The organism is Endozoicomonas sp. ALC013 (assembly GCF_049310205.1).
GTDB lineage: Bacteria > Pseudomonadota > Gammaproteobacteria > Pseudomonadales > Endozoicomonadaceae > Endozoicomonas.
The window spans coordinates 1-22,285 of sequence record NZ_JBLYNS010000086.1; the positions used below are offsets into that span (position 1 = coordinate 1).

The window sequence follows — 22,285 nt, forward strand, 5'->3', positions numbered from 1 at the left end:
TGAAGAAAAAAGCCATGGTAGAATGGAAACACGTCTTCACATAGTTAGTGATATTTTTGATGAGTTTGTTAATCTTTCTTTTGATTGGCAAGGAATGAAAACTCTCGGAATTATTTTTTCTGCAAGAATGGAAGATGGTGTATTTAATGCGGACGACATCAGTGTGCGTTATTACATTTCCTCTGCGCAATTAACTGCAGAAAAGTTTGCACATGCTGCAAGAGAGCATTGGGCAATCGAGAATAAACTCCATTGGAAAATGGATGTTGCAATGAGAGAAGATGATTGTCGAATCAGAAGAGGCAATGCAGCTGAAATGCTCACTGGTTTTCGACATATGGCAGTTAATATGTTGAACAATACCAAAACCTTTAAAGCTGGTCTGAAGCGGAAGCAGAAAAAGGCCGCCATGAGCACTCGATATCTGTCTGAAGTCCTCGCAGGGTGCGGGGTTTCATAATTTTTTCCTGTAATAAGCGTTTGGTTTTAGAGCAAATATTGACATTAATAACAATTCGATAGGCACTAGAGTATGGAAGCAAAATTAAACGTCATTGATAGTGCAAATTGAAAGACTTGGCCCTCTGATCTCTGCTGACCCTCTGAACTCTCCGTGACCTATTCCTCTAATCCCTCCGGAAAATCAAGATAAATTTGTCATTTATTGATGTGAAAATATGAATTACCAAAAAAACTTAGTTGAAAAAATCAAAACTAAAGAAGCCATTATTGGGATTGTGGGCTTGGGGTATGTGGGTCTGCCATTAATGCTTCGTTATGTTGCAGAAGGTTTTACAGTTCTGGGAATTGATATTGACCAATCTAAGGTTGATAGGCTGAATGATGGCGAGAGCTATATTGAACACATATCCTCAAAATCTATTCGTGATGCTGTTAATAAAGGTTTATTTCATTCTACAACTGACTTTGTAGAGGCTAACAAGGCTGACGTATTGATTTTATGTGTACCAACACCTCTGAATAAATATCGAGAGCCTGATCTCAGTTTTGTCCTGAATACTACTGATGCTATCGTTCCACATATGAGAAAGGGGCAACTGTTGTCTCTTGAAAGTACAACATATCCCGGAACAACAGAAGAAGAGCTATTGCCAAGGCTGGAAAATGCCGGTTTTACAGTGGGGGATGATGCATTTCTAGTCTATTCACCAGAACGTGAAGACCCGGCCAATCCTGATTTTGAAACGCGCACTATTCCAAAAGTGTGTGGTGGGCATACTCCAGCCTGTTTGTCTGCTGGTGTTGCCTTATATGAAGCGGCAATCGATAAAGTGGTGCCTGTATCTTCAACAAAAGCAGCAGAAATGACAAAACTACTGGAGAATATTCATCGAGCTGTCAATATTGGCCTTGTTAATGAAATGAAAGTTGTTGCAGATCGCATGGATATTGATATCCATGAAGTGATTAATGCCGCAGCCACGAAACCTTTCGGATTTACAGCCTACTATCCAGGACCTGGCCTGGGTGGGCATTGCATTCCCATTGACCCATTCTACCTGACCTGGAAAGCAAGAGAGTATGGACTGCATACCCGTTTCATCGAGTTAGCTGGAGAAATAAATGCCTACATGCCAAGGTTTGTGGTTGATAAACTTACGGATGCTTTGAATCAGCGGGGTAAAGCTGTAAACGGCAGCAGGATCCTGGTCCTGGGTATTGCCTACAAGAAGAATGTGGATGATATGAGGGAGTCTCCTTCCGTTGAGTTGATGGAACGGCTTGAGAAAAAAGGAGCGGTTGTTGCCTATTCTGATCCACATGTGCCGGTATTTCCAAAAATGCGTGAGCATCACTTTGACTTAACCAGCGAAGAGTTGACTCCGGAAAATCTTGCCAGTTATGACTGTGTTTTATTGGCTACCGATCACGCTGACTTTGATTACAAAATGATTCAGGATAATGCTCAATTACTGGTAGACACCAGGGGTAGGTATCTTGAACCAGCTGATAATGTTATCAAAGCATAAGGAGATAATAGTGTTCGACAAAATTACGGACCGTAAGATCCGAATGGCCCTTGTAGGGTGTGGTCGTATTTCTGCCAAGCACGGTGAAGCCTTGCGTAAGCACCAGGACGATATTGAATTAGTCGCTGTCTGTGATGTTGATCCATCAGCACTGGATAAGGCTCAGAATGAATATCAAGTTCCCGGCTATTTGAAACTTGAAGACCTTTTGTCAAAGGAACAACTGGATGTTGTTGCATTATGTACACCCAGTGGATTACATCCTGATCAGGCACTGATGGCCGCAAATGCAGGCGTTCATGTTGTCAGTGAAAAACCGATGGCAACCCGCTGGGCAGATGGACTTCGTATGGTAAAAGGTTGTGATGAGGCGGGTGTTCGCCTGTTTATTGTTAAGCAAAACCGCCGCAATACAACCTTGCAACTACTGAAGCGTGCGATTGATGAGCAGCGCTTCGGCAAAATACATATGGTTCACCTTAATGTATTCTGGACCCGTCCCCAAGAATATTATGACCGGGCTAAGTGGTGTGGAACCTGGGAGCTTGATGGTGGGGCCTTTATGAATCAGGCGAGCCACTATGTGGATCTGATGGAATGGCTAATTGGCCCAGTCGCTGATGTTCAGTGTATGACCTCTACCCACCGGAATATTGAAGTAGAAGACACTGGTGTAATGAATGTACGCTGGCGTAATGGTGCTCTGGGTTCCATGGCGGTAACCATGTGTACCTATCCAAAAAACCTGGAAGGCTCTATCACCATTCTGGGTGAGAAAGGAACTGTAAAAGTTGGCGGTGTTGCGGTGAATGAAATCCAGGAGTGGAGTTTTTCTGAACCTGCAGACTACGATGAACAGATTGCCGCTGCAAACTATGAGACCACTTCCGTCTATGGATTTGGACATCCTCTGTATTACAAAAATGTGATTGATACCCTGCGTGGCGAAGCTGAGCCAGAAACGGATGGCCGGGAGGGCTTGAAATCCCTGGAATTGCTAATCGCTGCCTATCTCTCTGCACGTGATGGCAGAACGGTTTCTCTTCCATTGGAGTACTAAAGGATGCCTGACCAAACTTACAGTGCTCATGAAAGCGCCATTATCGACACTGGGGCTCAGATAGGTGCTGGTACACGTATCTGGCATTGGGTTCATGTCTGTTCTCAGGCGCAAATAGGCGAACAGTGTTCACTTGGCCAGAATGTCTTTATCGGTAACAAAGTCTGCATAGGCAGCAATGTAAAAATACAGAACAATGTGTCTGTCTATGACAATGTTACCCTGGAAGACGATGTTTTCTGCGGTCCAAGCATGGTTTTTACCAATGTTTATAACCCCCGCTCAGCCATCAGTCGGAAAGATGAATACCGGGAAACCCTGGTAAGGCAGGGAGCAACTCTGGGAGCCAACTGCACTATTGTCTGCGGCATTACCATTGGCCGTTATGCCTTTATTGGTGCTGGTGCTATGGTAAATAAAGATGTACCCAACTATGCACTGATGGCCGGTGTGCCCGCAAAACAGATTGGCTGGATAAGCGAATACGGAGAGCGGCTCGCACTGCCACTTGAAGGCGAAGCCGAGTGCATTTGCCCTCATACTCAAAGCACCTACCAGTTAAAAAACAGCCAAGTTACAAAAGCCTGATTTTTTTAAACCATAAAGGGCACGAAGAGCACAAAGAAAAGTTTTTAAAACTTTGTGTTTTTCGTGCCCTTCGTGGTTCAAAGTCTTATTAGTGAACCTTATGGAATTTATCGATTTAAAAGCCCAGTACCGCCGTATTGAAGAAGACGTTAATCGCCGTATTAAAGCCGTACTGGAACACGGAAAATACATTCTCGGCCCTGAAGTTACCGAGCTGGAAGAGAAACTTGCTGATTATGTCGGCGTTAAGCACTGCATTTCGGTTGCCAATGGTACTGATGCTTTGCAGATAGCATTAATGGCATTGGATATCAAACCAGGTGATGAAGTAATTACACCCGCTTTTTCTTATATTGCTACCGCAGAAACCTCAGCTCTGCTTGGTGCCAAACTTGTTTATGTTGATGTAGACCCAAAAACATATAATCTGGATCCAACACTGATTGAAGCCGCGATTACTGATCGTACAAAAGCCATTATCCCGGTATCACTTTATGGGCAGTGTGCTGATTTTGATGCCATCAACGAAATCGCCAATAGACACAATATTCCTGTAATTGAAGATGGCGCACAAAGTTTTGGTGCTACCTATAAAGGCAGACGTTCCTGTAGCCTGAGTACTATTGGCTGTACCAGCTTTTTCCCGTCAAAGCCTTTGGGTTGTTATGGTGATGGTGGAGCTATGTTTACCAATGATGACGAGCTTGCAGTAATCATCAGGCAAATTGCTCGTCATGGACAGGACCGTCGCTATCACCACGTTCGTGTGGGGGTGAATAGCCGTTTGGATACTATCCAGGCTGCAGTATTACTCAGTAAGCTGGAAATATTTGACCAGGAAATTTCACTTAGAAACGAAGTTGCAGCAACATATAACGAAAAACTAATAAATACGAATATGACCACACCATATATTGAAATAAGTAATACCAGTGTATTTGCCCAATATACGGTTTTGGTTGAAGACCGTGAGTTTATTCAAAGTAAACTTCGTGAACAGGGTATTCCTACAGCAGTGCATTATCCATACCCTTTGAATATACAGCCAGCAGTAGCTTGCTCTTACGCCAGGGTAGAGGTAAGTGAAATGCTTTCCCGGAAAGTCATAAGTTTACCAATGGATCCGTATAAAACTGCTTCAGTAATTGATACTGTAGTTTCAAATTTTTCTTAATTAAGTTGAAGGCGTTTATTGGAATGAAAGAAATAAAGGGCAAGAAAATATTTATTACAGGTGGTACAGGTTTTATTGGCTCTACCTTGATTGGTAAACTGATAGAAGAAAATGAAATCATTGCTTTCGATAACCTGGATCGAAATACGCTTAAAAGTCAGCCTTTTGCTAATCATAAAAATTTGACCCTTGTGAAAGGTGATGTTCTGGACGCTGAACATCTTAAAGAGGCGGCGAAAGATACTCAGATCTTTGTACATGCTGCAGCAATTGCCGGGATTGACAACACAACAAAAAACCCGGTTCGCACGATGACAGTAAATATGCTGGGAACAGCAAATGCATTGGCAGCAGCCCATAACAGCGGGACGGTTGAAAGATTTTTGGAATTTTCAACCTCCGAGGTATTTGGCTCCAGGGCATACCGCGTTGAAGAAGTGGATTCAACAACAACCGGAGCGGTAGGAGAGGCACGCTGGACTTATGCTGTGAGTAAACTGGCAGGTGAGCACCTCACACATGCTTATCATCGAGAATATAGTCTGCCAACGGTAACAGTAAGACCCTTTAATGTATATGGCCCAGGGCAGACGGGTGAGGGGGCTATATCAATTATGATAAGAAAGGCACTGAAAAATGAGGATATCTACATTTTCGGTGATGGCGCTCAAATTCGTGCATGGTGTTATGTTGACGATATGGTTGATGCTCTTATGAAATCTTTGATCATGCCTGAGGCCGTTGGAGAGTCCTTTAATATTGGTAATGCCCGGGCGGTTACCACTATTTATGGCTTGGCTGAAACCATTTGTAGAGTACTGAACTCAAAGTCCAAAATTATTTTCAAAGATGCCCTGTCTGCAGATATTGAGCTACGTATTCCTAAAATTGATAAAGCGAAAGACTTGATTGGATTTGAAGCACAGGTTGATCTTGAGGAAGGTTTAAGACACACAGCCGAATGGATGGCAGCTAATGAGTCCAATATACCTGAAATGCCAGCCATGTTTTTGAGCAATAAGTAATATGATTAAATTGTCGCAGCCTACTATTTCAGAAGAGGCAATCAGTCGTGTTAATGAAATCCTGCGAAGCGGTCAACTTGTCCATGGCGAGGAATGTGAGCTTTTCGAGCAGGAGTTGGCAGAGTTTATTGGTGTAAAGCATGCGATTGTCGTCGCGAATGGTACTGCGGCTCTTCATCTTTCGTTGTTAGCACTTGGTATTGGCCCTGGAGATGCAGTTCTTATTCCAGATTTTACCTTTGTTGCAACAGCAAATGTGGTTGAAATGGTAGGTGCTAAAGCCATCATTGTTGATGTTGATCTGTCATCATACAATATGGATATAGAATTACTGGAAAATCGAATTAAGCTGTGGACAGGGCCTGAAAAGCTCAAAGCGATTATGCCGGTATTAGAATTTGGTAACCCCGCAAACCTAAAACAGTATCGTAAAATAGCAGATCGCTATGGTTTACATCTGATTGAAGATGCTGCTTGTGCTATTGGTTCATTTGATGAAGACTCTAACGCTGGAACTGTAGGTGATTTGGGATGCTTTTCATTTCACCCACGTAAAACGCTTACGACTGGTGAAGGAGGTCTGGTAACTACCAACGATAATCAATTGGCAGAAAAAGTGAAATTGCTTAGAAATCATGGAATGGTTCGAACCAGTAAAGGGCTCGAATTTAAAGCAGTAGGACTGAATTATAGGCTGACAAATTTTCAAGCAGCTATTGGTAGAGTTATACTTGAATCCTTACCCGTGTCTTTAAAAAAACGAAAACGACTAGCTAAAAAATATCATTCTGATTTATTAGAGCTAGAAAATAAAAATTTATTGTCAAGACCGGTAGGAGATAAGGGGCATAGCTGGCAAACATACATGATCGTGTTAAATAAACATATCAATAGAGATGAGATCATTCATAAAATGAAGAGACAGGGGGCAGAGGTTGGTATTGGTGCGCAGAGTATAATTTCTCTTAATCTTATTGGAATTGAAGATGTTTATAGGAAAGAGGTTAATAATGGAGTGGAATTGTACAGAAATGGTTTAGCTTTGCCATTCCATGAGAGCTTATCAGAGTCAGATGTGGAAAATGTTGTGATTGCGCTAGATTCGGTATTGACAATTTAATGTTATTAAAATTATTTAGTAAGTTTTGGGTGAGGCGGGTAGGATTTTTTAAATCACAATATGATAGAGTCTTACCTTTTGGTGATTGTGTTGTCGATAGATGGGCTAAAGCTGAGTTATTAGGGTTTGGAGAAGGTAGCTCAATTTATGACAGTAGTTTGGTTTATGGTGATGTAAGGGTAGGAAAACATACGTGGATCGGACCGCATACTATTCTTGACGGATCAGGAGGGCAATTGACTATAGGATCTAATTGTTCTATTTCTGCCGGAGTTCAAATATATACGCATGATACTGTTCAGCGCACAATAACTGGTGGGAAAAATTCTATTGAAATAGCTGATACTTCCATTGGAAATGATTGTTATATTGGCCCAAATACTGTCATTGTTAAGGGTGTTAAAATTGGTGATAAGGTGATAATTGGAGCAAACAGTCTTGTATTGAATGATATACCTTCGTTAAAAAAAGCATTTGGGACACCTTGTAAGGTATACTCTGACGTTGAGACTGGTAATTAAATGAAAATATTTGTTGGTCCTCATGAAATATCAGGAATTGTTGATTCGATAGTTAAAGGCTTCCAAGAAAATGGAGTCTCAGCAACAGGTGTTTTGTCTGCAAAGCATAAGTATGAATATGGTTGTAATGATTCTATTAATGTTTTGATCAAATTATGGCAAAATTTAGGTTCGCAGAGAATAGAGGCGTACAGGAAAAGTAAGTTCATGTTCGTTATCATGTCCTCTATTCAGTGGGTGGTTTCTATTTTTGTTCTGTGTTGGAGTTTATTAAAATTTGATATTTTTATTTATATCTTTGGTGAAACAATAACAAATACGCGGTTCGAATTATTTTTATTAAAGCTTTTTAAAAAAAGAATTATTTTTATTTACTTGGGCAGTGACAGTAGGCCTCCTTACATTGATGGTAACTATTATGATGGAAGTACTGGATTAAAAAAGATACTCTCCAGGACGAAAAAAATAAAAAAGAAAATAAAATTGCATGAAATGTATGCGGATGCAATTATTAATTCTCCATTTTCATCACATTTTAATTCAAAGAAAGTTGTAAATTGGTTTTCAATTGGCTTTGCTAAAGAAGTTTTTCCTTATCAATCATTCAGAAAACCTGATGTGGTTAGAATATTACATGCACCATCCAATTATAAAGTTAAAGGTACAAAAAAAATTGAGATTTTAGTAAATAATTTAATTGATAGAGGTCATAATATTGAGTTTATTAAAATAAAAGGAATGCCAAACAAAGTTGTTATTGAAGAGCTTGAAAAGTGTGACTTTGTGGTTGACCAGCTTTATTCCGATACTCCTCTAGCTGGTTTAGCTTCCGAAGCTGCTAGCTTAGGTAAACCATCTGTTGTGGGTGGTTATTCTGCTAAATCAATAGTTGATATTTGTCATCGAGATGATATTCCACCTAGTTTATATGTTTGTCCTGATGAGTTGGAAACAGCTATTGAACGGCTAGTGATAGATCATGAATACCGTGAAAAGCTTGGTAATGATGCTTATTTATTCATGAAGAAAAGATGGTCACGAGAACTGGTAGCTAAAAGAATTCTAAGAGTAATTAGTGATGAAGTTCCAGAAGAGTGGTTGTTTAACCCAAAAGACATTCGATACTTAGAAGGGGCAGGGGTATCAAGAGAAAATTCTAAGGTAATGACCAAAGCAATTATTGAGCAGTATGGCGTTCAATCACTTCAACTTGATGATAATCACGAATTGCAACGGGCTTATATGGAGTATTGCGGGTTGTACACTGAGGGATCATAATGCTCCAACTTTTTCTCCGTGATAGCCTGATTTATGGCTTAGCTTCTATTTTATCTCGCAGTCTTGGATTACTATTACTTCCAATATATACACGAATTCTTGAGCCTCAAGATTATGGTGTGTTTGACCTGATAACTACTGCTGCAGTTTTTATTAATCTGGTTCTTGCTTTGGAGATTGGTCAGGGTCTTGCCCGTTATTGGAATGAAGTGGCCAGTAAAAATCAACAGATCATATTGGCAAGTACTGCTTGGTGGTTTTCAGTTTTTTTTGGATTGATCTTTCTCATCTTTTCATTTTACTATTCAGAAAAGTTAAACAAGTTAATTTTTAATTATGAAAGCTATCTATCTATTTTTAAAACAGCTTGTATTTTTCTTTATTTGAACTGTTTGTTTTATATTCTACTCAACCAGCTTCGCTGGGATATGCAAAGCAAAAAATATGCTGCTGTTAGTTTTATTAATGCGGCTTTGATATTTACTTTAGGTATCACATTTTCATATTATAGAAATATGGGGCTTTTAGGCATAGTTACAGGGCAGGCTTTTGCTGCATTATTGTCTATTCTTTTATGTTTAGTTCTACTGAGAAAGTCTATAATTTTACGATTAAATTTTTCCAAACTAGTTCTGATGCTGAAATTCTCAATACCATTGGTACCAGCAGCATTGGCAACTTTTATTACCCTATATGTTAACCGCCTTGCTTTGAATGCTTATGGCTCCCTTGACGAAATTGGGATATATGGTGCTGCAAGTAGGCTTGCAAGTGTTGTTGCTATCATGGCTTTTGGGGTTCAGTCTGCGTTAACGCCTCTAATATATGTAAATTACAAGAAAGCACGTGCGCCTTCAGATATATCATCAATATTTCATGTTTTCTTGGCTGTGTCACTCCTTCTTACTCTTATAATGAGTGTATATGCCTCTGAGATTTTGATAATCATGGTTGGGCATGATTATTCTGGTGCAGTGGCATTAATTCCATATCTAACAATTGGACTCTTGTTTTCACAGCTATACCCTTTTTTTCCCGGCATCACAATCCATAAAAAAACTATCTGGCAGCTTATAGTTTCAATTTTAACAGCTACAGTAAGTTTCATTCTAAATTATTCATTAGTTCCAATATATGGAATGCTTGGGGCTGCAATTTCGATGTTGGTTTCATATATATTTTTTCTTAGTTTTTGGGTTTTCTTGAGTCAGAAATTGTATCCAATAAATATAAGGTGGAAAGATACTTTTATCACTCTTTTTACTTATTTGTTAGTGATATTTCTTTCTGTTAAATTATCTGAGTTTATTGTTTCATATTACCTTTTGTTTTTAATTAAAACTTTATTGGTAATTATGTTCTTATTGACATTGCTAGGGGTTAGAATGATTCCATTGTTGAAAGTGTGTGATGTTATTAAGTTTTGTAAGAATAAAGATTTTTGATTTAAAAAGATGTGCTAGAAGATGTGTGGAATTCTTGGTGGGATAGAAAATGTTCAGTATGTAGATCAGTCATCTACATTGCCATATGAAAATGCATTATTAAAAATTAAACATAGAGGCCCAAACGATCATGGGCTTGATTATTTCGGTTTCAATAATTTTAAAATAGCTTTTGGCCATACAAGGCTATCAATTATAGACTTAAGTAGTTCGGGTCATCAGCCTATGATGAGCTATGATGGTCGTTACAGGTTGATCTTTAATGGCGAAATTTATAATTATCGTGAAATCCGAATGGAATTGATAAGTAAAAATTACCACTTTAAATCTGAGTCAGACACTGAAGTTTTACTTAATGCATGGCATCTATGGGGATCTTCTTGCCTGATGAAGTTGAAAGGGATGTTTGCCTTTGTTGTTTTTGATCAATGGAGTGGTACGGTTTCTTGTGTAAGAGACGCCTTTGGTATAAAACCATTATATTATTATCATGACGCAAAAAGCTTTTATTTCTGCTCTGAAATATCAGCATTATTGGAGTTAGTCCCGGGAAAAGTTACACCTGACCAGCAAACTGCATATGATTATCTCATCTCAGGGCGCTATGATCGAGGGCGGTCAACTTTTTTTAATGATATACAGCAGCTAGAACCTGGGAATTACCTTGAAATTAGCTTGAAAAATCATTTCTCCATCACAGATCAAAATCGTTGGTGGTATCCTAATCTAAATGAAAATAAGGATATTTCATTTGAAGATGCAGCAGTACAACTGAGAGAATTATTTCTGAAAAGTGTTGATTTACACTTGAGGAGTGATGTTCCAATTGGTGCTGCTCTATCTGGTGGCCTTGATTCATCTGCCATAGTCTCTGCCATGAGATACCTTGAACCGGACATGCCAATTCATACATTCACGTATGTTTCTTCATCAAATAATTCCGAAAAAATATGGGCTGATCGAATTAATAATTCTGTTCAATCAATTCCACATAATGTACATATTTCAAGTGAAAACTTATTAAATGACATTGATGAGATGATTGCGTGTCAGGGTGAACCTTTTGGTAGTACAAGTATTTATGCTCAATACTGTGTATACAAAGAAGTTAAGAAAAATAATATTACGGTTACTCTAGATGGTCAGGGAGCAGATGAGTTGCTTGCTGGTTACCATGGTTATCCTGAGTATAGGTATAGAACTTTATTACATCAGAGAAAGTTTAAGGAAGCCCTCTCTTTTTGCAAGTATTGGTCCGAATGGCCAAGTCGAAATATTACTAAGTCTATTTTTTATTTCCTTTCAGCTCTTGGACCAGAAAATAGTACAGATTTATTACTTAATTGTTTAGGGCTTTACAAGTCTCGATCCTGGTTGAATATTGATCATCTAAAAGAAGGTGGCGTCAACTTATTTTCTTTACCACAATGTCTGACTCAAAAGAGTCAAGATCGAGCACTGATCAAAAAACTCTATAGTGAGGTTTCTGATGGCGGCCTGACCTCCTTGCTGAGACATGGTGACAGGAACTCAATGCACTGGTCTATAGAGAGTCGTGTACCATTTCTTAATACCGACATTGCTGAGTTTTTATTGTCATTGCCTGAAAGTTATTTGATATCTCGTGAGGGACAAACCAAGCACATTTTTCGCTATGCAATGAAAGGGATTGTTTCTGATGATGTTTTGTTTAGAAGAGATAAAATAGGTTTTGAAACGCCTGAAAAAAATTTAATGCTTGGTTTTTCTAAAGAGATTATAGATTGGGTTGACAGCATAGAAGGGCTTGATTTTATCAATGCCAGTAAAGCAAAACAGTTCTTAAAAAGTGTTTTTTATGATAATAAACCCTATACAGCTCAAGCATGGAGATTAGCTAATTTTTGTAAATGGTATGAAGTAAGTAATTAAATTTTTTTTATATAAAATTTCATCAATAGAATTTGTACTTTTTTATGAAAGTTTTGCACTCAGCTGCACTTCTTAGCCCATCTCCTGGTATGTTAAATCAGATGTCTTGGGAACAGGATGCTGCCGAAGAATTGGGAATTCAATGGGATTCTCGAATGTATTGCCCTAATAAGACTTTTGGGCCTCTGAATATTTTGATCCAGGATCATACAATTTCCAGTTCCATTAATAAATCTTTCCCAAAGAAGCTATTTGATTGGGTTTCTTTGCGGAAAAATTATTATAATTGGCTGCACTCTGTTAGTGATCAATATGACTTGTTTCTATTGAGATATTACGTACATGATCTTTTTCAGTTGAATTTTGTAAAAAGATTCAAAAAACCTGTTCTTTTTGTACATCATTCTAAGGAAGTTCCTGAGTTAGGGGGTGAAGGGAGCTTTACAGCAAAATCCCGTTCATTCATGGAAGATAAAATTGGCCCATTTGTATTGAAAAATACCGTTGGTTTGGTTGGAGTGACTGAAGAAATAGTTTTTTATGAACTTTCCAGGATGAAAAATACTACTTCAGATAAAAAACCATATTTTATTTACCCAAACGGTATATCTTATCAAGGTAATAAAATTATTGATAAGAGAATTGATCATATTCAAATATTATTTGTGTGTAGCCTTTTCGACCCATGGCATGGGCTTGACTTACTTGTTGAAGATTTAAAAATAAATAATGATGATTTTACTATTCACGTTGTTGGTGAAGTTAAGTCACAGGATTTGATTTATTTGGAATCTGATCATCGAGTTAAACTTCATGGGAAATTATCAAACCAGCAAATTAATGAGATTTCATACGGTTGTCATGTAGGTTTGTCTTCTTTTGCCCTTTTTAGGAAAGAGATGAGTGAAGCATGCACTCTCAAAGTAAGAGAGTATCTACGTCTGGGTTTGCCTGTTTATGCAGGACATAAAGATATATTTCCAGATGATTTTCCATTCTACCACTTTGGTGAGCCTTTGTTGAATAAGATAATTTATTTTGCTCGGGAAATGGCCATAATACCAAAGCAGGTTGTATCAGAATCTGCTCGACAATATATTGATAAAGTTGAAATTTTAAAGAGCCTTTACTCTCATTTGACAACTTTAAAATAAATATTCATTTCTTGATTTATGTAACTTTTGTTTATGAATAATGCTGTGGCAGTAGTTGGTACGATTGCTTCCTCAATATATGGATTCCGATCGGGCCTTATAAGAAAACTTATTAGTGAAGGATACACTGTTTTTGCGTTTGCGATCGATTACAATGACGAATCCAAGGCTAAAGTAAAATCTCTCGGGGCCGTTCCTGTCGACTATAAAATATCAAGATATGGTGTTAATCCTATCAGAGATTTTATTGATACTTTAACTCTTTCCAGAAAACTTAAACGACTAAATGTTCAAATCTCATTTTTTTATTTTGTTAAGCCTGTTATTTATGGTGCGATGGCGTCTAGACTAGCAAATATTCCACGTTCTGTTGGTATGCTGGAGGGATTAGGTTATGTGTTTACCCAGCTTCCAGGTAGCCCCCCTGTTAAACAACGTATCTTGAGAATAGTTCAGGTACTACTGTATAAATTGTCTCTTCCACTGTTAGATCGATTAATTGTTCTTAATAATGATGATAAAAAAGATCTTGTTTTGAAATATAGGGTTGCTGTGAAAGAGTGCAGTGTGCTAGGCGGAATAGGTTTGCAATTAAATGACTACCCTTTTTCAAAGCCAAAGTGCTACAACCAGTTTATATTTATTGGCAGGTTGCTGACTGAAAAAGGCATAAATGAATTCCTTGATGCTGCTGAAGCCGTTAAAGCAAAATATCCAGATGCTTCATTTATTATTCTGGGTGAGACAGAGCCAGAAAGTAAATCCTCCGTTTCTCTTGAGCGCCTTAACTTATTAACAAGCCAGGGTGTTGTGCAATACCTTGGACAAGTGGGTAGCGTATTGGATTATCTCACTCAGGCCAGTGTCTTTGTATTGCCCTCATATCGAGAGGGTGTCCCAAGGAGTACACAGGAGGCTATGGCCGTTGGTCGTCCAGTTATTACATCTGATGTGCCTGGATGCAGAGATACTGTTATTAATAATGTGACCGGTTTCCTTGTCCCACCTTTTGATTCCGAAGCAATAGCAAAAAAAATGATCTATTTTCTGGATAACCCTAGAGTTATTGATGAGATGGGTAAAGCGTCTTTTGAGTATGCAAAGGAAAACTTTGATGCTTTAAAGGTGAACGATAGTCTCTACCGTTTACTCTTGTAATCACCGAAACTCAATGATCTAAAATCATTGATTTTAAACGCTCTCTCGAATAACCACTCCATGGCCGATTTCTATAGTGTTACCTGTACTCCAGAAAGGAACCCATGATCAATGTGTCGATAACATCGTCGGCAATGGCATTTTACCCACTTTCTTCAGGGTTTTTCTTGAGTACTCCTTTAACGCATCGGGGGCGCAGACGGTCGCCAGTATCTGACCATTTAGTAGTCACGATAAAGGGTTGGCCTTGTTGGGTTTTTTCAGGTAACCAAGCAGGTTAGCCCTCAGTTGGCTGATTCTGACCTGTTTCATTTTTTATTCCCTGTACAAAATTATTGTACTTCTCTAACTGGTTAAGCCAGAGTGTTTCTGTAATAAGATGTTAAAGCGTTTGATGGATATTTTCGGTGCCTTGGTTGCACTGATTCTTTTTAGCCCGATTATGGCGTTTACAGCCTGGAAGGTAGCCAGAACCATGGACAGGCCCGTTTTCTTTCGACAGGTCCGCCCGGGGTTGGATGGCAAGCCTTTTGAAATGGTGAAATTCCGTACCATGCGGGATGCCAATGGGCCGGATGGTAAACCTTTGCCGGATGCTGAGCGTATTACTCCTTTTGGCAGTTTTATGCGTCGCGCTAGTCTTGATGAATTGCCGGAGTTTTGGAATGTACTGCAAGGGGATATGAGTCTGGTGGGGCCTCGACCATTATTGATGCAGTACCTCCCACTCTATTCTAAAGAGCAGTATCGTCGCCATGAGATGAAACCGGGCATTACCGGCTGGGCTCAGATTAATGGGCGTAATGCGATTTCCTGGGATGAAAAGTTCAAGTTGGATGTCTGGTATGTGGATAACCAATCTCTCTGGCTCGATATCAAAATTCTTTTTTTAACGGTTAAGAAAGTGGTTTTGCGGGAAGGGATTAGTGCGGATGACCATGTGACTATGCCTTTCTTTGAAGGCTCGCCTTCGAACGTTTCCCAATCCTCGCAGCCCGTTACCCGTCTAAGAAAAGGGCCAAAAGCCGAGAAGGTTTAAGTTTTGCAGGTGACGGACTACGAATTGCGGACAACGAATAAAGACGAATCAAATGAATAGTACATTATTGATATTAGGAGCTGGCGGCCATGCCCGCGTCGTTGCCGATTGTGCTTTAGCAACGGGGCAATGGTCGGGTATCGCTTTCCTGGATGACCGCTATCCTGAGCTTGATTCAATGAATGGCTGGCCAGTTGTGGGGCGCATTTCTGATTTGGAATCGTTTGTTCCTGAATATCCCATGATGGCTTTAGGGGTTGGTGTCAGCTATGAAAGTTTGCGGCTGGAGTTGCTTGTCCGTGGTCAGCAGGCCGGTGCGAAATTGCCTGCCATTATTCATCCGAAAGCAACCATCTCACCGTTTGCAACGGTAAGTGATGGTTCTGTGGTGTTTGCCGGTGCGGTTATTAATGTGAATGCCCGTATCGGTTCCGGCTGTATTATCAATACGGTTTCATCCATAGACCACGACTGCTCTATAGGGAATGGCACTCATATTTCACCAGGCGCTTTGCTGGCAGGTGCAGTCACCATTGGTGAAAAAGCCTGGATCGGTATGGGAGCGAAAATCCTGCAGTGCATTTCTGTTGGTGATGAAACTGTTGTTGGGGCTGGTGCTGTGGTGCTTTCTGATGTTCCGGCGAATAGTAAAGTTGTTGGTGTTCCTGCCCGGCCTATCTTTTAAAGGCCGATTTCCATGGTCCTTAAAAACGTTTTGTTTTCTTCTTTAATGGTAAAGGTACCGATAGTCAACTAGGCTGGACGAGTTATCTTGAACATGGTGTTGCAGGTTTGTTTCAAAAATTTGGATTTACTGGTAAATCAACATTTTTTATAAAATTAGGGAAGATCATAAGCAAGGCTTTTTATATTATCTCAGCGACCATGGGGAGTATCTTGATGGCACTGGGTGGAGCTTATGCAGGTTCTTACAATTTTCGTACTGAGTGGGTTGAGGTCAGTGGCTCCTTTGATTCTCTGCTGTGTATACTTTTTAATCCTGTTTCATCCCTTGTCAGTGGTGGTGCTTTGCTTGTCTTTGGTGCTGTCGGTACTTATCTTGACCAATCACGTCAGCAGGCAGAGATAACTCAATTAAGAGAAGGCAGTAAATCTTTTGCAATTATAAAAAACGCTTTGAATGCAGCTCAGGAAGAACTGCAATTCCAAAAATCGAAAACTTCAGAGCTACACAGTGAGCTGGTTCAGTCTTGGTTAATTGGAGCCTACAAATCTCTTAAACTTAATAACCAGGAACGAGTGACTATTTATTATGAGCATGATGAAGAATTTTACCTGCTTGCACGCTACTCAAAAAATCCACACTTTGCAAAGATACATCGCCAAAAATTCCCTCTTAACCAAGGAGTCATCAGTTTAGCTTGGCAAAATGGCCTTCATCTGGAACTGAGTTGCCCAAATCAAAAATTGATCGATGATTATATTCAACACATGTATGTGAATTATGGCTATTCACCTGAAAAAATAGAAGCACTTGCAATGAAGAGTTGTCGTTATCTGGCTAAGGCAATAATAGATGCCGATGTTCATATTGGTGTTATCGTTTTTGAAAGTACTGAAGAATACTTTGTTGAGAGTGAAGCTCAAAGAGAGGATATAATAAGGTATTGTGACAGCTATCAGGGACGGATTTCTAAATTTGTCAGGGATGGATTTGAGTTTAATAAAGAAATAAATTTAAAGCGAAAAGGTAATCAAAAGCCAATAATTGAAGACGAGCTTATAAAAGAACTAGGGGGCGCGAATTGAATAGATTACAGCAAATAATCGCGTATCTTTGTGTGAACTATCCTAACAAGTCTGAGCTTTCCAAAGCCAGGCTGACCAAAATGGTTTACCTGTCTGACTGGTTTTCTGCCCTTCTTGATGGAAGGCAGCTCACGAATATTGATTGGATGTTCAATCATTATGGACCTTATGTTGATGATGTCATAGCGGCTGCGCATAACGGTATTGGTTTTATGGTTATTAATGACACAACCATGTATGGTTCTCATAAAAATGTCATATCGTTCCAGGGAGATGTTTCAAATATTCAACTCACCGACCGTGAAAAAGTGATTCTTGATGCAGTAATCGATAAAACAAAGAGCCTTTGCTTTAACGATTTTATTGATTATGTATATTCTACCTACCCGGTTAAGAAGCAAGAGAGGTATTCTAACTTAAATCTTGTTTCTCTTGCTCAGCAGTTCAGGGAATCCAGAACCTGATATTTAGTTTTTCAAGTCTTTCCGGCTTGTTCATTTTTCGTAATCTGTAAAGGCGTTTTCTTTTTTCGGGCAACGGATTACGAAAAGCGGACAACAACAATCAATGCCCCTCATACTCCAGAAAAAGAGTCACCGGCAAATCAAACCGTTCAGCCAGGCTTTGCATCTGCCGCAGGTTCAGCGGTCGCTTGCCGTTTAATACTTCCGAAACGACACCCTGACTGCCGATCTCAGGCAGTTCGGCCTGAGTCAGGCCGTGCTGGCGCATTAATACTTTGATCAGGGCAATTGCACCATCCTGTTTGTCCCATTGTGAAAGCACTGGGTCTGTCTGGTATTCATAATGCTCTATTTTCTGGGCGATCATGTCCAGAAGGAGATTTCTGGGATCATTCGGGTTATCGCCGATGGTTCTGTAGAGCAGTTCCGTGGCATCAAGGGCCTGTTGATATTCGTTTTCGTTATTGATGCCTTCCAGAAAGGGGCAACTTCCAGTAAATGGTGAAAACGCCGGATTAATTCGGCCATGCCTTTTGAATCGTTCAGGTTCACAGTCTTCCTCCATTCCGGAAGCGTTTGGTGAGTTCATCGTACCCTTTATGGTCAACAATGTGCTTTACAAAGAGCTTCTGATTCATCAAGTAAATAATGCCAACTAGCCGGATGTGGTTACCGGCAATATCGATGACATAGGCATCTTTGTCATAATGAAAACGCTCTGCCGTTTTGAAGACCTGTTTTAAGGAATGAATATCCACAAAGCTTTCATAGTAGTCCAGTTAAAGCCGCTGTTCGTTTCCCGTTGCCCGTAATCCGTTAAGCTTTTTTTCTTCTCTTTTTCGGATAACGGATTACGGGAAGCTGCTAGCGAGTTTTGCCATTAATTTAATTACTCAGTTTGAAGAAACATGCTAAACACCCCCTTTTCCCCTTGGCCTTCCTACACCCAGGAAGAGGCCGATGCGGTCAGCCGTGTAGTGTTGTCCAATAAAGTCAATTACTGGACCGGCACTGAAAGCCGTGAGTTCGAACGTGAATTTGCGGAATACTGCGGAACCAATTATGCCATTGCTTTGGCTAACGGAACTCTGGCATTGGACCTGGCGCTTCATGCCCTGAAGATTGGTGCCGGTGATGAGGTGGTGGTTACGCCTCGCACCTTTCTCGCTTCGGCCAGCAGTATTGTTAACGCCGGTGCGAAACCCGTTTTTGCCGATGTGGGCCATGCCTCCCAGAATATCACTGCCGAAACTATCCGGGCAGTGTTAACGGAACGCACCAAAGCCATTATCTGCGTCCATCTGGCAGGGTTGCCCTGTGATATGGATCCGATTATGGATCTGGCCGCCGAGCATAATCTTTATGTGATTGAAGATTGCGCCCAGGCTCATGGAGCAAAATATAAAGGCCGTTCGGTAGGCAGCATTGGCCATATCGGTGCCTGGTCATTCTGCCAGGACAAGATTATGACCACCGGCGGTGAAGGCGGCATGGTCACTACTAACGATGAAGCGCTGTGGAAAGTGATGTGGTCTTATAAAGACCACGGCAAATGTTACGACGCGGTATACAACACCGAGCACCCGCAGGGTTTCCGCTGGTTGCATAATTCCTTTGGTACCAACTGGCGTATTACCGAGATGCAATCGGTGATAGGCCGCATCCAACTCAAAAGGATGCCACAATGGACCCGCCAACGGCAGGCCAGTGCTGCAGCAATTAATGAGGTTTGCCGGACATTTTCTGCCCTGCGGGTACCGGAAATTCCGGAAGGGGTTGAGCATGGCTGTTACAAGCATTATGTGTTTGTTCGGCCTGAGCAACTGAAAGCAGGCTGGGATCGAGACCGGATTGTTGATGAGATTATCGCTTCGGGTGTTCCCTGTTATCAGGGTTCCTGCTCTGAGGTTTACCTGGAAAAAGCGTTTGATAACACTGATTTCCAGCCTAAAGAACGACTGCCGACTGCAAGGGAGTTGGGAGAAACCAGTTTGATGTTTCTGGTGCATCCGACTTTGACCCAGGCTGAAATTGCGAAAACCTGTGAAGTGATTCAGCGAGTTATCAGTGAGGCTTCAGCTTAAAAAATTTTGTTTACTTTCCTTTAAAGTCGTTTTCCGTTACCCGCAAAAGATAAGATAAGTACTTTTACGGGAAGCTTGCCATATCATGGTCTTTAAATCGTACTTTAATTCTGAATCTATCATTTTTTATGTATTTTACTGTTTTGCAGCCTGACAAGTGCAAAACTTCATAACAGTCCTCAAGACCGTGTTATTCGCTATATGCTCAGAAACAGATTAGTTTCCTTATCAAGGACAAAAAAACGTCTTATCAGTCTGGTGATTGATGTTTTAATCATTTGGCTGGCGCTGATTTTATCCTTTGTCGTCCGTTTGGGTATAGAGGACTTTGATGATCACAGGGCACTATTTTTTAAACTATGCCTCCTGTGCCCGGTTATCTGTCTGCCCATCAATATACGCCTGGGCCTTTATCGGGCGGTGCTCAGATTTGTAGGGCCGCAGGTTACCCTGACGATTTTAAGAACAACGGTTCTTTCTGTTACTGGCATTATACTGGTGACCTACGTTCTTGGGTGGTCTGTACCCAGAAGTATTCCTTTCCTTTTTGGATTGATTCTGTTGTTTATGCTGGGCATTTCCCGATATGGTGCCCGTTACTGGCTGGCAGGCCACAAGATCAAGGATATTTTGCTAACACCATTTGCTATTACCGCTCAACCTGAACAGATCAAAAGAGGTAAACCTGTAGCCATCTACGGGGCAGGGGAAGCAGGGTGTCAGTTAATCTCTGCATTGGATCGCGGTTGGGAATTCAGGCCGGTGGTCTTTCTGGACGATGACAGTGCCATGGTGGGCAGAACAGTTTATGGAAGAAAGGTACACCATAGCAGTAAATTGCCTGAACTGGTTGAGAAAGCCTTTGTTGATCAGGTATTACTGGCAATGCCCTCGCTACCTGAATCCAGGCGTAAGTCTATTTTGCGCGATCTGGAAGCTTTGAATATTCCCGTAATGACGATGCCGGGTATGGATGACCTGGTCAGTGGTCGCCTGAAAATCCAGGATATCAAGGAGGTGGAAATTGGAGACCTTCTTGGCAGAGACCCGGTTCAGCCAGATAATCAATTATTGAATCAGTGCATTCATGGGTTGAATGTGATGGTTACCGGGGCAGGGGGGTCAATTGGTTCGGAGTTATGTCGTCAGATTGCTAAGTTAGAGTGCAAAAGCCTTATTGTGTTTGATCACTCTGAGTACAACCTGTATCGGATTGAACAGGAAATCCGGCAGATAAAAGAACATGCTGGTTTGAGTTTTAACCTGGTCTCCGTTCTGGGTTCGGTTAATGACCCCCGTCGTTTGTTGGATGTCATCAGCGCTTATAAAATTGACACGATTTACCATGCTGCTGCCTATAAACATGTGCCTATTGTTGAGCATAATATTTCTCAGGGTGTGAGAAATAATATTATGGGCACTCTTTATGCAGCACAGGCTGCGATGGTCGGGAATGTTGCCAACTTTGTTCTCATTTCCACAGATAAGGCGGTGCGCCCTACCAATGTAATGGGCGCTACCAAACGTTTTGCTGAGCAGGTTTTACAGGCGTTCAGCAAACAGCATAAAGTGGAATTAATGCATCCTGAAATGTTTGGTAAACAGAAGTATCAACCCATAGTAAATCAGACTCGTTTTACCATGGTCCGCTTTGGTAACGTGCTCGGTTCCAGTGGTTCAGTCATTCCGCTGTTTCGTGAACAGATTCGCTCTGGTGGCCCTGTGACGGTTACCCACCCGGAAATCACCCGTTATTTTATGACGATTCCTGAAGCCGCTCAGTTAGTTATTCAGGCTGGATCTATGGGGGGCGGTGGTGATGTTTTTCTGTTGGATATGGGCAAACCCGTTAGAATTGCTGATTTGGCAAGACATATGATTCGATTGTCTGGTTTTGTTGAAAAGAATGTTGATAATCCAGAGGGTGATATTGAAATCCAATATACTGGTTTGCGCCCTGGTGAAAAACTTTATGAAGAGCTTTTGATTGGCGACAATGTTAGTGATACCCATCATCCCTTAATATACCGAGCGATGGAAGAGAGTTCAGACTGGGGCATCCTGACTCAGGGTATCGAAAGGATACTGCTCTCCATAGAGCATCATGACTATGATAGAGCAAGAGGCATTATGGTTGATTTCGTTTCGGGCTTTACTCCGGACAGTATCCTGGTGGACTGGCTGTGCCAGCCATCTGCTAAAAAAGTAGGTGACAAGAAATCTCACCAGCTTGAGACTGCTTAACAGTAGCTGCTGTGTTTTGGTTTTATTTCATCTTTATTTAACCAAGCGAGCTAGGGAAAAATCATGAAAGCCCCCGAAGCCATTGGGCTCAATGGCTATAAGGATATCCCCTTATAGAGCAAAATATACATCCAGTGTCTTATACAAAAAAGATTTGGATGTTCTGGAAATGAATGCATTTGATTTAATGAATAGGCTATCTGCCATTTATGACGCACGTCAACAATGGAAAGTAGACCATAAACTTGCTGATATTCTG

Annotated in this window: 22 protein-coding genes; 20 read left to right on the forward strand and 2 right to left on the reverse strand. The window is 40.7% G+C overall.

Annotation, left to right across the window (positions count from 1 at the left end; all coding sequences use genetic code 11):
- The 18 genes from ACO6V1_RS15240 to ACO6V1_RS15325 all read left to right on the forward strand — a co-directional run.
- On the forward strand, positions 1-460 hold a 460-nt coding region (locus ACO6V1_RS15240; protein WP_422467491.1), incomplete at its 5' end, for an ISAs1 family transposase.
- 217 nt (positions 461-677) lie between these two features.
- Entirely contained in the window at positions 678-1,991 is a 1,314-nt protein-coding gene (locus ACO6V1_RS15245) for a nucleotide sugar dehydrogenase (RefSeq protein ID WP_422445196.1), read from the forward strand.
- Between the two features lie 10 nt (positions 1,992-2,001).
- On the forward strand, positions 2,002-3,051 hold the full coding sequence (locus ACO6V1_RS15250) for a Gfo/Idh/MocA family protein (RefSeq protein ID WP_422445194.1): 1,050 nt from the start codon (positions 2,002-2,004) through the stop codon (positions 3,049-3,051).
- Positions 3,052-3,054: 3 nt separating this feature from the next.
- Positions 3,055-3,639, forward strand: a complete 585-nt coding sequence (locus ACO6V1_RS15255) for an acyltransferase (RefSeq protein ID WP_422445192.1) — start codon at positions 3,055-3,057, stop codon at positions 3,637-3,639.
- A gap of 100 nt (positions 3,640-3,739) precedes the next feature.
- Positions 3,740-4,813 carry a DegT/DnrJ/EryC1/StrS family aminotransferase gene (locus ACO6V1_RS15260; protein ID WP_422445190.1) on the forward strand — a complete coding sequence of 358 codons (1,074 nt, stop codon included), beginning with the start codon at positions 3,740-3,742 and terminating at the stop codon, positions 4,811-4,813.
- Positions 4,814-4,836: 23 nt separating this feature from the next.
- Complete coding sequence (locus ACO6V1_RS15265; RefSeq protein WP_422445188.1) at positions 4,837-5,838, forward strand: NAD-dependent epimerase/dehydratase family protein; 1,002 nt, start codon at positions 4,837-4,839, stop codon at positions 5,836-5,838.
- A gap of 1 nt (position 5,839) precedes the next feature.
- Positions 5,840-6,958 carry a DegT/DnrJ/EryC1/StrS family aminotransferase gene (locus ACO6V1_RS15270; RefSeq protein ID WP_422445186.1) on the forward strand — a complete coding sequence of 373 codons (1,119 nt, stop codon included), beginning with the start codon at positions 5,840-5,842 and terminating at the stop codon, positions 6,956-6,958.
- Positions 6,958-7,479 (forward strand): acyltransferase, encoded by a 522-nt coding sequence (locus ACO6V1_RS15275; RefSeq protein WP_422445184.1) that lies wholly within the window; start codon positions 6,958-6,960, stop codon positions 7,477-7,479. Before ACO6V1_RS15270 ends, ACO6V1_RS15275 begins: the two co-directional genes overlap by 1 nt.
- Positions 7,480-8,757, forward strand: coding sequence for a glycosyltransferase (locus ACO6V1_RS15280; protein ID WP_422445182.1), 1,278 nt, complete (start codon positions 7,480-7,482; stop codon positions 8,755-8,757).
- Positions 8,757-10,202: an oligosaccharide flippase family protein gene (locus ACO6V1_RS15285; protein ID WP_422445180.1), complete on the forward strand. Its 1,446-nt coding sequence runs from the start codon at positions 8,757-8,759 to the stop codon at positions 10,200-10,202. Before ACO6V1_RS15280 ends, ACO6V1_RS15285 begins: the two co-directional genes overlap by 1 nt.
- Positions 10,203-10,223: 21 nt before the next feature.
- Positions 10,224-12,113: an asparagine synthase (glutamine-hydrolyzing) gene (gene asnB / locus ACO6V1_RS15290; RefSeq protein WP_422445178.1), complete on the forward strand. Its 1,890-nt coding sequence runs from the start codon at positions 10,224-10,226 to the stop codon at positions 12,111-12,113.
- Between the two features lie 44 nt (positions 12,114-12,157).
- The gene (locus tag ACO6V1_RS15295) at positions 12,158-13,267 is read left to right on the forward strand and encodes a hypothetical protein (protein WP_422467493.1); all 1,110 of its coding nucleotides are present in this window, start codon (positions 12,158-12,160) and stop codon (positions 13,265-13,267) included.
- Between the two features lie 33 nt (positions 13,268-13,300).
- Positions 13,301-14,425, forward strand: a complete 1,125-nt coding sequence (locus ACO6V1_RS15300; protein ID WP_422445174.1) for a glycosyltransferase family 4 protein — start codon at positions 13,301-13,303, stop codon at positions 14,423-14,425.
- A gap of 76 nt (positions 14,426-14,501) precedes the next feature.
- Positions 14,502-14,642, forward strand: a complete 141-nt coding sequence (locus ACO6V1_RS15305) for a hypothetical protein (RefSeq protein WP_422467495.1) — start codon at positions 14,502-14,504, stop codon at positions 14,640-14,642.
- Positions 14,643-14,804: 162 nt separating this feature from the next.
- Complete coding sequence (locus ACO6V1_RS15310; RefSeq protein WP_422467497.1) at positions 14,805-15,464, forward strand: sugar transferase; 660 nt, start codon at positions 14,805-14,807, stop codon at positions 15,462-15,464.
- Positions 15,465-15,516: 52 nt separating this feature from the next.
- Positions 15,517-16,149, forward strand: a complete 633-nt coding sequence (locus ACO6V1_RS15315; protein WP_422445170.1) for an acetyltransferase — start codon at positions 15,517-15,519, stop codon at positions 16,147-16,149.
- 107 nt (positions 16,150-16,256) lie between these two features.
- Entirely contained in the window at positions 16,257-17,234 is a 978-nt protein-coding gene (locus tag ACO6V1_RS15320; RefSeq protein WP_422445168.1) for a hypothetical protein, read from the forward strand.
- On the forward strand, positions 17,231-17,698 hold the full coding sequence (locus ACO6V1_RS15325) for a Panacea domain-containing protein (RefSeq protein WP_422445166.1): 468 nt from the start codon (positions 17,231-17,233) through the stop codon (positions 17,696-17,698). The genes ACO6V1_RS15320 and ACO6V1_RS15325 overlap by 4 nt, the downstream gene beginning before the upstream one ends.
- Positions 17,699-17,798: 100 nt before the next feature.
- Here the strand turns inward: ACO6V1_RS15325 and ACO6V1_RS15330 are convergent, their stop codons facing one another.
- Both ACO6V1_RS15330 and ACO6V1_RS15335 read right to left on the reverse strand, forming a co-directional pair.
- Positions 17,799-18,287 (reverse strand): helix-turn-helix domain-containing protein, encoded by a 489-nt coding sequence (locus ACO6V1_RS15330; protein WP_422445164.1) that lies wholly within the window; start codon positions 18,285-18,287, stop codon positions 17,799-17,801.
- A complete protein-coding gene (locus ACO6V1_RS15335) occupies positions 18,247-18,456 on the reverse strand; it encodes a type II toxin-antitoxin system HigB family toxin (protein ID WP_422445162.1) in 210 nt (69 codons plus the stop codon). Before ACO6V1_RS15335 ends, ACO6V1_RS15330 begins: the two co-directional genes overlap by 41 nt.
- A 150-nt stretch (positions 18,457-18,606) precedes the next feature.
- Here ACO6V1_RS15335 and ACO6V1_RS15340 point away from each other — a divergent pair, with 150 nt between their 5' ends.
- Positions 18,607-19,782: a DegT/DnrJ/EryC1/StrS family aminotransferase gene (locus tag ACO6V1_RS15340; RefSeq protein ID WP_422467499.1), complete on the forward strand. Its 1,176-nt coding sequence runs from the start codon at positions 18,607-18,609 to the stop codon at positions 19,780-19,782.
- A 498-nt stretch (positions 19,783-20,280) separates the two neighbouring features.
- A complete protein-coding gene (locus ACO6V1_RS15345; RefSeq protein WP_422467501.1) occupies positions 20,281-22,026 on the forward strand; it encodes a polysaccharide biosynthesis protein in 1,746 nt (581 codons plus the stop codon).
- Positions 22,027-22,285 lie beyond the last annotated feature (259 nt).

Bases quoted from the DNA above. Each gene is read 5' to 3' on its own strand.
- ACO6V1_RS15245 (WP_422445196.1), top strand. From the start codon at position 678: ATGAATTACCAAAAAAACTTAGTTGAAAAAATCAAAACTAAAGAAGCC.
- ACO6V1_RS15255 (WP_422445192.1), top strand. From the start codon at position 3,055: ATGCCTGACCAAACTTACAGTGCTCATGAAAGCGCCATTATCGACACT.
- ACO6V1_RS15260 (WP_422445190.1), top strand. From the start codon at position 3,740: ATGGAATTTATCGATTTAAAAGCCCAGTACCGCCGTATTGAAGAAGAC.
- ACO6V1_RS15265 (WP_422445188.1), top strand. From the start codon at position 4,837: ATGAAAGAAATAAAGGGCAAGAAAATATTTATTACAGGTGGTACAGGT.
- ACO6V1_RS15270 (WP_422445186.1), top strand. From the start codon at position 5,840: ATGATTAAATTGTCGCAGCCTACTATTTCAGAAGAGGCAATCAGTCGT.
- ACO6V1_RS15275 (WP_422445184.1), top strand. From the start codon at position 6,958: ATGTTATTAAAATTATTTAGTAAGTTTTGGGTGAGGCGGGTAGGATTT.
- ACO6V1_RS15280 (WP_422445182.1), top strand. From the start codon at position 7,480: ATGAAAATATTTGTTGGTCCTCATGAAATATCAGGAATTGTTGATTCG.
- ACO6V1_RS15285 (WP_422445180.1), top strand. From the start codon at position 8,757: ATGCTCCAACTTTTTCTCCGTGATAGCCTGATTTATGGCTTAGCTTCT.
- asnB (WP_422445178.1), top strand. From the start codon at position 10,224: ATGTGTGGAATTCTTGGTGGGATAGAAAATGTTCAGTATGTAGATCAG.
- ACO6V1_RS15295 (WP_422467493.1), top strand. From the start codon at position 12,158: ATGAAAGTTTTGCACTCAGCTGCACTTCTTAGCCCATCTCCTGGTATG.
- ACO6V1_RS15300 (WP_422445174.1), top strand. From the start codon at position 13,301: ATGAATAATGCTGTGGCAGTAGTTGGTACGATTGCTTCCTCAATATAT.
- ACO6V1_RS15310 (WP_422467497.1), top strand. From the start codon at position 14,805: ATGTTAAAGCGTTTGATGGATATTTTCGGTGCCTTGGTTGCACTGATT.
- ACO6V1_RS15315 (WP_422445170.1), top strand. From the start codon at position 15,517: ATGAATAGTACATTATTGATATTAGGAGCTGGCGGCCATGCCCGCGTC.
- ACO6V1_RS15330 (WP_422445164.1), bottom strand. From the start codon at position 18,287: ATGAACTCACCAAACGCTTCCGGAATGGAGGAAGACTGTGAACCTGAA.
- ACO6V1_RS15340 (WP_422467499.1), top strand. From the start codon at position 18,607: ATGCTAAACACCCCCTTTTCCCCTTGGCCTTCCTACACCCAGGAAGAG.